The 11,223-nt window shown below is 35.0% G+C and carries 9 protein-coding genes; all 9 read left to right on the top strand.

The annotated features are described in order from the left end of the window. Positions 1 to 362 precede the first annotated feature (362 nt). The 9 genes from Q1A47_RS18400 (at position 363) to Q1A47_RS18360 (ending at position 11,128) form a co-directional block, all read left to right on the top strand. On the top strand, positions 363 to 2,108 hold the full coding sequence (locus tag Q1A47_RS18400; RefSeq protein ID WP_166530820.1) for a sensor histidine kinase: 1,746 nt from the start codon (positions 363 to 365) through the stop codon (positions 2,106 to 2,108). After that, positions 2,105 to 3,601: a response regulator gene (locus Q1A47_RS18395; protein WP_166530819.1), complete on the top strand. Its 1,497-nt coding sequence runs from the start codon at positions 2,105 to 2,107 to the stop codon at positions 3,599 to 3,601. The genes Q1A47_RS18400 and Q1A47_RS18395 overlap by 4 nt, the downstream gene beginning before the upstream one ends. 185 nt (positions 3,602 to 3,786) lie before the next feature. Further along, positions 3,787 to 5,094, top strand: coding sequence for an extracellular solute-binding protein (locus Q1A47_RS18390; RefSeq protein WP_166530818.1), 1,308 nt, complete (start codon positions 3,787 to 3,789; stop codon positions 5,092 to 5,094). A gap of 25 nt (positions 5,095 to 5,119) precedes the next feature. Continuing rightward, the gene (locus Q1A47_RS18385; RefSeq protein ID WP_166530817.1) at positions 5,120 to 5,998 is read left to right on the top strand and encodes a carbohydrate ABC transporter permease; all 879 of its coding nucleotides are present in this window, start codon (positions 5,120 to 5,122) and stop codon (positions 5,996 to 5,998) included. 7 nt (positions 5,999 to 6,005) lie between these two features. Next, the gene (locus Q1A47_RS18380; protein ID WP_246484851.1) at positions 6,006 to 6,830 is read left to right on the top strand and encodes a carbohydrate ABC transporter permease; all 825 of its coding nucleotides are present in this window, start codon (positions 6,006 to 6,008) and stop codon (positions 6,828 to 6,830) included. 31 nt (positions 6,831 to 6,861) lie between these two features. Continuing rightward, positions 6,862 to 7,434 (top strand): DUF624 domain-containing protein, encoded by a 573-nt coding sequence (locus tag Q1A47_RS18375; RefSeq protein ID WP_166530815.1) that lies wholly within the window; start codon positions 6,862 to 6,864, stop codon positions 7,432 to 7,434. Positions 7,435 to 7,834: 400 nt separating this feature from the next. Continuing rightward, the gene (locus Q1A47_RS18370; RefSeq protein WP_258469453.1) at positions 7,835 to 9,319 is read left to right on the top strand and encodes an alkaline phosphatase family protein; all 1,485 of its coding nucleotides are present in this window, start codon (positions 7,835 to 7,837) and stop codon (positions 9,317 to 9,319) included. Positions 9,320 to 9,425: 106 nt separating this feature from the next. After that, on the top strand, positions 9,426 to 9,968 hold the full coding sequence (locus Q1A47_RS18365; protein ID WP_026679718.1) for a YkoP family protein: 543 nt from the start codon (positions 9,426 to 9,428) through the stop codon (positions 9,966 to 9,968). 41 nt (positions 9,969 to 10,009) lie between these two features. After that, on the top strand, positions 10,010 to 11,128 hold the full coding sequence (locus Q1A47_RS18360; RefSeq protein WP_121605668.1) for an MGDG synthase family glycosyltransferase: 1,119 nt from the start codon (positions 10,010 to 10,012) through the stop codon (positions 11,126 to 11,128). Positions 11,129 to 11,223: the final 95 nt, after the last annotated feature.

The following is an 11,223-nucleotide window of genomic DNA, read 5'->3' as shown; positions in this document are numbered from 1 at the left end:
ATAGCTACTAGAGGAAGCGTAAATCTGAGCATGTAGTGATAAGGACTGAGCGAATTTTGCTCCGTTTTTCTTATGTATTCAAGTAAAAAAGAAAAGCCGTGTTAACTTTCTGTTACAGTAGACTTCCCTGTTTTCGTCGCGAAAGTTAACACCAACCCGCTCATCTCATGCGAAGTGGTTCAGTACTTAGTCGCTTACCGAGTGTTTCTGTCTTTGTGCTTAAGCTAAAATCTATAAAAAGTTCGTCGTACGGGTTTGTACTAAACGAAATAAGGTGTTATATTAAATATACGATTAATTCAGAAAACTATAATAATTCACGTTGTCTGAGTAATCTGCAAATCGGGTAAGGAATGCTAGGAATGAAAAACTGGTTTCGCCGTTCAATTAAGAATCAACTTATACTTTTTATTTTAATCGTAGTATTAGTACCAATATGTGTTTTAGGATTAGTTTCGTATTATACGACAGTAAAGGTATCAAAGGAACGAGCAGCCATTTCAGGTGAAAGTTCCTTGGAGCAGATTCAGGATTCTATTGAATTTATTGTAAATGATGTTGAAAATATGTCAGTATTTTTAATTGGTAATCAAGCAGTGCAAGCGTATTTACAAGTGGAAGGAGATCCAATATATCCACAACGTGATATTTATGGGTTCTTATCGAATTTGGCTTTTTCGAAAAGATATATTAATGATATTATCATTTACCCGATAAATGGTAATTCACCAATATCCACAAATCTGGTGATGGATACGAATGCAGCTATTGATATTAAACAAATTCCTAATGGTAAATGGTGGTCCTATCGTAAGGTTAACAAAACGGTAGACGGCAATAAGGACATGATAACGTTGACTCGCCCTATTCGTAGTACAGGAGATTTCGAACGGATTGGTTATTTATCGATAAGTCTCAATCAACGGGTAGTTGAGGAATATTTAAGCTCAGGAGATTCAGAGTGGAGTACATCGGTCTTTATTCTAAATGATGGAAATGTATTAGCGCACAGTCAAACAAATATAAAAGAAAAAATTAATCTAGATAAACTTACTTTATTATTGGATCAAAATAATAAAGAACGCTTTTCTTTCCTTGCAGAAGAGGAAGAGGTAACTGTATTTACGGAAGAGATTGGGAAGGTGGGATGGCACATAATTAGCCTCGTCCCATCAAGAGAATACAGTTCTCAGAATCGGTATTTTTTATGGTTAACCATCTATTCCGTTGTGATTGCCATCCTTCTTGTAGCAGGTCTCGTTATATTTTTTGTATCAAAAGTATTTAAACCGTTAACTACACTAACTAATTCCATTCAAACAGTGAACCCGGGTGAAACAATTAAAACAATTAATAATGACGCAAATAATGAGATTGGTGAATTAATAGGTAGTTATAATCAATTAAATCAGCGGATTGCCAAGTTAATGAATCAGGTTCAGAAAAGCGAAGCACTAAAGCGGGAATTGGATATGAAGGCTTTGCAATCTCAGGTTAATCCTCATTTTCTATACAATACATTAGCTGCAATTCATTGGATTGCGTTAAGTTCCAAGGCGCATGATATCTCAAAGATGGTTTCTTCATTAAGTACATTGTTACGGTTTAGTTTAAATAAAGGAAATGAGTATTGTACCGTTGAACAAGAAATCGGTCACTTGCTCCATTACATAGAAATTAAAAAGATCCGTTTTCCAAATAGGTTTTCCATAGACTTAGAAATTTCCAACGACTTGAAACAGCATAAAATGCTAAAACTTGTTCTGCAGCCATTAATTGAAAATAGTATTAAACATGGATTTTTTCCACTTCCTAATCACTTTGGTAAAATATCTGTTCATGTACAAATACAAGGGAATTTTATCCACTTTTCAATTATTGACAATGGTGCTGGAATAACAAGTGCAAAGCTGCAAGAAATTAAACATCAGTTTTTACATGATCAAGAGACAGAAGCCCTTATTGGCACTAATTATGGAATTCGTAATGTGAATTTGCGACTCCTGTTACATTATGGAAAAGAAAGTGGCTTACGAATAGATAGTAAAGAAATGCAAGGAACAATTGTTGAGTTTGTTATTCCGATAAAGGAGGGGGGAATGCTATGAGAGTACTAATCGCAGATGATGAGATTATTATAAGAGAAGGAATGGCAAATGTCATCCCATGGAATGACTATGGTTTAACCCTATTAAGACCAGCCGCATCAGCTGAAGAGGTAATTGAACGCTTGGACGATGAAAAACCAGATATTCTAATTACAGATATTCAGATGAATGACATGAATGGTTTGGAGCTTGTAGCTTATTTAGGTGAAAATGAATATCAAATAGAGAGTATTTTACTCACTGGATACGATGATTTTCATTTCATTCAGGAAGCGATTCGTCAAGATGTTTGTGATTATTTATTAAAAACCAGTAGTCCAGAAGAGATCATAACAGCAGTTAAACGAGCAAAGAAAAGATTGGAGAAGGATAAAGAATATAGTCAATGGAAAGAGTCAGAACAAGAGCAATTAAATCGTATGAAACTTGAAAAATTAATAGCCGAGGGATTGGACTATCACGAGTTAATGGATGTAGTTGATGTTATTCCTGAGCTGGCTCATCCACCTTTTCAGCTTTTATATATGGATATAGAGCTAGAACTAGAAACGTTAAGGAAATATGAGGCCTTGTGGAATAGTTATTTATTTGGAAAGTGGTTCACACATGAAAATGCATTACTGATAGTGGTAAAGCGAGATCCCTATTTGGCAGATGATTATTTATTACAGATGGCAATAAAGAAAGTGAATGCATTGTTCCATAAACCGATATTGGCAAGTGAGGTAGTAACAACCTTATCAAGCATACGAGAACTATATAGTGAGATAACATCTCTACAACTGTTCCAATGGATTCTAGTGGACTGTAAGCTTATTCAAGTGGAACACATTCGTCAAAGAAAAGGAATCGTATGTGATGATACGATGGAGGAGAATTTGCAACATGTTATTTCACTTATAAAGATGGGAGACAAGAGTAAATTAGAAGAATGGATTAGAGAAATAGTACATTGGTTATTTTCACATCCGCAAGCAACACCGGATTCCATTCAGTTTTATGTACAAAATCTCTATATGGAAGTTATAAAGTATGTAGATCAGATGGCTGGACGTATGGAAAATTATCGAGCGATACCTTCAGCATCAGAATGGTTCAAACAACCTATTCCGATTTTATTTGCATTGTTCCAAATATTACTAACGGACTTTCACACCCATTACCAAAAACATGCAAACTATGTAGAGGAAACCATTTATTATATAGATAAACACTTAGGTCAAGCTATTTCCCTGAATGATGTCGCAAATCACATTCAAATTCACCCAAATTACTTAAGTGAGTTAATTAGAAAAAGAACTGGAAGATCCTATATTGGACTTTTAACGGAGCTTCGTATGAAAAAGGCTACGGAATTTTTACAACATTCTTCCATAGCTATTAATCATATAGCAAAACGTGTGGGATATAATGATCGAAAATATTTTACAAAACAATTTAAAAAGAAGTATGGCTACACCCCTACCCAGTATCGGCGCAAACTTGATAGATAAGCTTATTATCTCTAGATAGTAGTTTCTTTGACCAATCCATATCGAAATGATTAAGGAAGATCGGTTAATTATTAGAGTAAATTTAAAACACTTTGATTTTTCACCCCTAATCTGGTATTCATCCCCCTTATCTATATGAAAGCGCTATTTTAAACTATACATAATAATCAAAAGGGGGGGATAAGATGAGAAAAATAAAGATTGCCTTTCTAGGAATCATCATGATGTTCATTTTAACAGCTTGTATAGGGAATGGAGATAGTAAAGCGACAAAACGTTCTGCAGCTGATGGAAGGATTTCTATTTCCATATGGCATAACTTTGCTGGAGATGATTTACGAGCCCGAAAAGTGCGAAATATGATTGCTAATTTTGAAGAAGAGAATCCCACGATTGAAGTTGATGAGCAAGCAATCCCAGTAGATGGGTATCGCCAACGAATAAGCACAGTTGCTGCTGCGAATGAACTTCCAGATATATTCTTGACATATGCAGGTAGTTTTACCGATGAATTTTATAATGGTGAGCTTATTCAGCCTATTACATCCTTATTTGAGGAAAATCCGGAATGGAAAAATTCATTTTTAGAAGGCGCGTTAGAACCTTACAAGTATGATGGAGAATTATATTCTGCGCCAATTGCAATGTCTGCTACATCCTTTTTGTATTATAACAAAGATTTGTTCACAGCGAATAATTTAGAGGTTCCAGAAACATGGGCAGAATTTGTTCAAGTAATAAAAGTGTTTAACGATAAAGGTATCACACCAATTGCTATGGGGAATAAGGCTCCTTGGGTAGCTCAATCAACTACCTTTGGTGCTATAGCTGATCGTGTTACAGGAACAAATTGGTTTTTAGATGCGGTGGAGCAGGAAGATGCCTCATTTACAGATCCGATATTCATCGATGCGTTACATCGTTTTAAGGAGCTAGTTGATAATGGAGCTTATTCAGATGGAGCAAATAGTATGGATAATACGCAGGCTGAACAGTATTTTGCGCAAGGAAAAGCAGCTATGATGATTAATGGCGCTTGGACATTAAGTAGTCTAGGTGCTTCTCAATCTGAACAAGTTTTAACTAATATTGGTGTATCCGTTGTCCCAGGCATTGAGGGTGGTAAAGGATCAGGAAATACAATTACTGGTGGACCTGGTGGTGGTTTCTTACTTAGCAGTGAGACAAAAGGAGAAGATAAGCAAGCTGCATTAAAGCTTATTTATAAATTGAGTAATGCAGATGCCCAGAAAGAAATAGCTGAAAGTAATTCAATGGTTATGTATGATGTAGACATTGATAAAGAGAATGTTAACCCGTTATTTTTTGAAGCATTTAATTTAATTCGTGAAGTTGAATTTGCCCCTGTATATGATCTGTACCTAACTTCAGAGGCTGGAGAAGCCGTTAATAATGGATTACAAGAAATTATGTTAGGAGGAGATCCAGAGAAGGTAGCTGAATCAATACAAAAAGCACAGTCTTCTAATTAATGAATCGAGCAAAGGGGGGACAGTTATGCAATCTAATTTAAAGTTAAAGGGTTTGTTGGTAATTACTTTACTTCCAGCCCTTTTACTTTATTCTTTTTTTGTTATTATTCCAATATTTTGGTCATCCTACTACGGGTTTTTTGAATGGTCTGGATTAGGGGATGCCACGTATATTGGCTTGCAAAACTATATTGATGTGATGCAAAGCCCTGTATTTTGGCGTTCTCTCAAGAATAATCTGATAATTGTTGCCGCATCTGTTTTTGGCCAAGTACCGATTGCATTAGCTTTAGCGTTAATGCTTCGTAAAAGTAACTGGTTTCAAATATTTGTACGGTCAGCTGTTTTTTTACCAATGGTTATCTCCACAGTAGTAGTAGGTCTGATTTGGGGATATATTTATGATCCAGAAATAGGTGTTATTAATACCGTATTACGTGCCGTTGGTTTAGAGTCATGGACAAAAGCTTGGCTAGCAGATCCTTCTGTAAATATGTATGCAGTTGCTGTTCCTATCATTTGGAATTATATTGGACCCTATTTAATTATTTTTATTGCAGCTATTCAGAATATACCTTCTGAGATGGAGGAGGCTGCTATGATTGACGGAGCATCTGGATGGAAAAAACTGATCTACATTATCTTACCCAATATGTGGACAACAATTAAAGTAGCTGTCGTCTTGTGTATTTCAGGTAGTTTAAAGGCATTCGATCAAGTATTTGTCATGACAGGTGGTGGACCAGCAGAATCCACAGAAATATTAGCAACGTATATGTATAATAATACATTCCTTGTGTACCGCTACGGGTACGGTTCTGCAGTAAGTACGATGATAATTCTATTAAGCCTTATCTTAATTGGTATAAGTCAGGTGTTAATGAAGAGAAAGAATGAGGGGTGACTATTCGATGAAATTCCATCTTTTTAAAGGAATAAGAATTTTATTTTTAGCAGTTTTTTCCTTAATGATGATTTACCCTTTATATTGGCTAATCACTAGTGCTTTCAAGACAAACAAAGAATTTTTTGCCCGACCTCACTCTTTTCCTACCAATTTCTCCTTTGAAAACTTTACGAGAGCTTGGGAAGTTGCTGATTTAGGAACAGCAATAGTGAATTCAACTATTGTTACAATTACTGCAACGGCATTAACTGTTTTTCTTGGCGCACTAACTGGCTATGTTTTATCCAGATTCATGTTCAAATTAAAAGCATTTTTAATGGTTTTCTTTTTATTGGGAATGTTAATACCTATTCATAGTACGCTAGTCCCATTGTTTACTATGATGGATCAAATAGGATTACTGGATACGTATTGGGCATTAATTTTGCCGTATACGGCCTTTGAATTACCTATTGCCATCTTTTTAACAGTTGCATACATGAGTTCAATACCAAAGGAATTAGAGGAGGCAGCTGTTATCGATGGAAACGGTTATTGGGGGATTTTCTTTCGAATTATGCTTCCTTTGAGTGTTCCTGCACTTTCAACCGTAGCTATTCTATCGTTTTTAAGATATTGGAATGAATTTGTTTTTGCTCTAGTATTTATTAATGATAGTACATTAAAAACATTGCCATTAAGCTTATCCATTTTTTCAGATGGATTCAGTACGGATTATGCATTGACAATGGCCGCAATGACAATTGCAGTCATCCCTACAATTGTCATGTATCTCATTTTCCAAGAACAAATTATGAAAGGAATGGTTGCTGGATCAGTAAAAGGTTAGATATAGAATGGTGGTGTTGGATGTGAATATCATGATAGAAAGGTATGCTTTATTTATACAAAAATTATACTGGTTTGCGTATTTACAGATATTATGGCTTTTATTTACTACTTGTGGGTTAATCATTTTTGGAATATTTCCTGCTACCTATGCATTATTCTCTGTATGGAAGATGCAAAACAATGTTTCAACTGGGGAAGTGTTTCGATCATTTCGTAACGAGTATTTTTCTTCATTTATTCTTTTAAATAAAGCGGGACTGCTTTGGCAAGCCATGTTGGTAATAATAAGTTCTAACCTTTTGATTGTGGATAGGGAATATAGTCTTGTAAAGCTGGCAGTGCTTGGAATGTTAGGATTAATAACTTTAAGTATTATTCATTTCTTTCAATATGCAGATCTGGAACGACAAGCGATTCTACAAATAAAACGGTCGTTTTCTCTTTTGTTTTTACATCCAAGAGAAAATGTAATTTATATGATGATTTTTATAGGGATGATAGTAACAATTCGTTTCCTCCCAGGACTTTCTTTCTTTTTTGGAATCAGCTTCCCCGTTTATTTAACCGTAAAGCTAGGTAAAGTTAAATCAAGTATAGTGTAATAAGACGTATGCTACGCTTAAATACATTGCTTTTTTGAAATTATAACATTTGCCCATGTGGTTAAATAGGGGCGTGTTGAGCCATGTCTAGCTCCAGCGCCCAGAAACGAGGTAATTTCACAATCGCCCTAATCTAAGTCATGACGACTCGCAAGCTCACCGTGATTCCTTTATCTCCGTTGACTCGCTCCAGTCGCTACGTTTCTAATCGGGCGCTTCATTTGTTCCTAAAGCTGAATCGTTGAACATGAGAAGGAAGTATACTTCTATACAATGAGAGCTGTCTTTCGGGGCAGCTCCATTTTCATATGGCTGTCTTTTTATTGGGGATGTATATTAATCTTGTAGTTGTTTACATTAAAATTAGCTTCGGTTATTATAATACGAATTTTGGGATGTGGTGGAAATCGATAATCATGTTGTATCAATACCTAAACCTGTCATATTATTAAATATTGATTCATTAATGCCTCAGCCATTAGAAATTGCCATGCAGACTGGACGTGCACCAGCTTTAAAATTTTTAATGGAGCAAGGTCGTTATATTGCTAATATGGTAACATCGTTTCCGACCATGTCAGTAACCATTGATAGCAGCCTTTTAACCGGAACGTATGCAGATAAGCATCATATTCCAGGTTTGAATTGGTTTGATACGGAACAGAATCAATTTGTCAACTATGGTACAGGGTTTAGGGAAACGTTTCGTATGGGAATGAAAAAGTCCATTCATCATATGCTTTATAATTTAAATAATGTACATTTGAGTGAAAAGGTCTCAACTATTTATGAAGAATTAGCTCGAATCGGTTTATCTTCAGCGTCTATCAATTCTTTTGTGTATCGAGGAAATAAATTACAGCAATTAAAAATCCCAAAATTTCTTCGTACATTCACTTATTTTGAGGATGGAAAATGGACCATGAAAGTACCTTCAATCTTTTCATTAGGACTCTTTTCGAAACTTCGCCCTGTGGGGTTCACAGCACAACTAGCAGCTGGAAATTATAAATATATGGCACGAGAGCTTCGGTACCTTATTCATAAACAGAAACTTCCAGCATTTACTTTTTGTATATTTCAAGATATGGATGCGCGTATTCATTTTAAAGGACCTATGGATATAAAAGGTATTATTAAAATTGATCGTCAAATTCAAAAAATGTTGAATATGTTTGATAGTTGGGAAGAAGCAGTAAATAGCAATATTTGGATGATTATTGGAGATAATGGTCATTCCGCAACAGGAACGAAGTACCGTGACTATATTATTGATTTGCGTAAGCTTTTAAATAACTATCGAATAGTTCGAATTCAACGTGCAGTTCATAAAAAAGATGAACTAGCGATTTGTGTTAACCAGCGAATGGCTTATGTATATATGTTGGATCATGTAAACATCGGGACAATTGTTGAAAAACTTAAACACGATAAGCGAATTGATATCATTGCATGGAAGGAAAATGATTGTATTCGTGTGGAATCTGCGATGAAAGAAGGGACATTATACTTTAGACCTAATGGGAAATATGTAGATGAGTTTAATCAATCATGGTGGATAGTAGGAAATCATGAATTATTGGATTTGAAATGGATAGAAAATCATATCGTTTATAATGATTTTCCAGATGCATTAGCTCGATTGCATGGGGCTTTATATTCTCATCCTGGACAATTCCTTGTTGTAAATGCAAAACCAGGATGTGAATTTAAAGCTCAGTCTACTCCTTTTCACTTAAGCGGAGCTGCTCATGGATCCTTACATAAGCAGGAGTCAATTGTCCCCTTAATAATAGCTGGGACGAATGAACAGCCTATTACACCGCGGATAATAGATCTAAAGGAATTTATATTTAGGGTTATTCAAGAACAATTACATGAATAAAATACCAATTCGTTCTGTAGATTTCACCAAAAAATTCCGTTTATAATATTTCTTTATAGCTACAAAATAAGTAGGAGAAATTTTATGGAGTGGAAAGAATATGACAATGAGAAGCTATCTATTAGGTGTCTGGGACAGTATTGATCCAATTTATTTTGCTTGTTCCCGATTATCCTATATATCAGATAATCATCAGCGTAGAACGATGCTTCGGGTTCGGCTCACTAGATATAAAGGTGGAAAAGTCGTGCTCGAAGATGGAACAGTTCTACGAAAAAATGACTTATTACTAAAGATTCACCTTCACAATGTAAAACTAATAAAGGAATTAAATGCATTTCCTAATGATATTAAACGTGCAGTATTTATTTATCACAGTATTAAACAAGCCATGCCAAACTTAGCAATGTATGTTCATGCACACCCAAAAGCAGCGGATATAAAGGCAGTTATAGGAATCACAAGTTTGTATCGAGGAGCAGAACGATTGGGGTTTGAAAAAAGCGCATTAAAAAATAGATTTTATCGTTACTTTAAAAGGATAACTTTAATGCCAATTAATATGTTGACAACAAAAAAAGATGCTGAGCCTGTTTATCTATTCATGTCAAAAAACAAGATAATGGATAAATACTATCTTGAGGGTTAACACAATATTGTTTTTTTGAAATTAAGGACGGGGCTAAAAACATGGATAAACCTAAACAATCAGATGCGTTATTTCTACCTTTTCTGCAAATGCCAAGTGGCCATCATCATGTTGCAGATACGCTCATAACGGATTTATTACATTATAATAATAACAAGCGAACGAACAAAGTTGAATTATTATCTTATAGTTATGGGAGTTTAGAAAAGATAGTAACCTCAACGTATATTAGCTGGATAAAACGATTTCCAGGCGTATATGATCGACTATATACATTACTTGCCTGTAGAAATATGTCGAAAAGGAAAAGGCACCGCCATTATGAATTACTATTCCGCCCTTTTTTAAACAAACTTGTGAAAGAGGAAAATCCAGAAATTGTCTTTTTAACCCATGCCCTGCCTTCGAGTATCGTAAGTGTCCTAAAACAAGAAAATAAGCTACAAGCAGTTACGGTTAATGCGTATACAGATTTTTTTGTGAATCGATTATGGGGGATAAAAGGTATTGATTATCATTTCGTACCTACCGCCTCTGTAAAGAAATTCTTACTTAAATTAGGTGTGAAAGCAGAGCGTATATTTATCACTGGGATACCCGTTCATCCTGTATTTCGAGAGGAATTTTCTTTAAAGGAGAAAAAACAAGCATTACTCATTACAGGCGGAAGTTTAGGGAGTTGTGGTATGGATGAACTATTATCAGATAAGCATTTGCCGAAAAAGATGCATCTCTATGTACTTTGTGGAACGAACGAACAATTGTATCAAACGTTAAGCAAGCAAAATAATTCAAATATTACACCTATCCCTTATATCGAATCTAAAGCGCAGATGAACAAATTGTATAATGAGGTTGACGCTGTTTTAACAAAGCCAGGCGGTGTAACAATTAGTGAATGCTTGATGAAACGGAAGCCAATTTTTGTTTATCATGCTTTACCAGGTCAGGAACAAATCAATTTGCAGGAGCTCATACAGCTTGGATTGGTAAATCCTATCGACTTAAATAAAGAACCATTGGAGGAACAAATAAATCAATTTTTTCTGGATACGCAAAAGAAAAATCGGTATACAGAAAATGTAAATCGATATCATCAAAATTTATCGACGCAATCAATTGGAGCACTTATTCAACAAGTGATGAATCAAAGTCAATAGCCAAATAAAGGCTGTTGACTTTTTTATAAGTTAAGAAAGTATAAAATCAGTGCAATGACTGCGTTAAGCCAAGTAGTTATTTTGAAATGTTTGAT

It is taken from the genome of uncultured Virgibacillus sp. (genome assembly GCF_947495635.1).
GTDB lineage: Bacteria > Bacillota > Bacilli > Bacillales > Amphibacillaceae > Virgibacillus > Virgibacillus salarius.
Note: the sequence above shows the minus strand (reverse complement) of the source record. Positions and strands in the feature narration are given on the sequence as shown.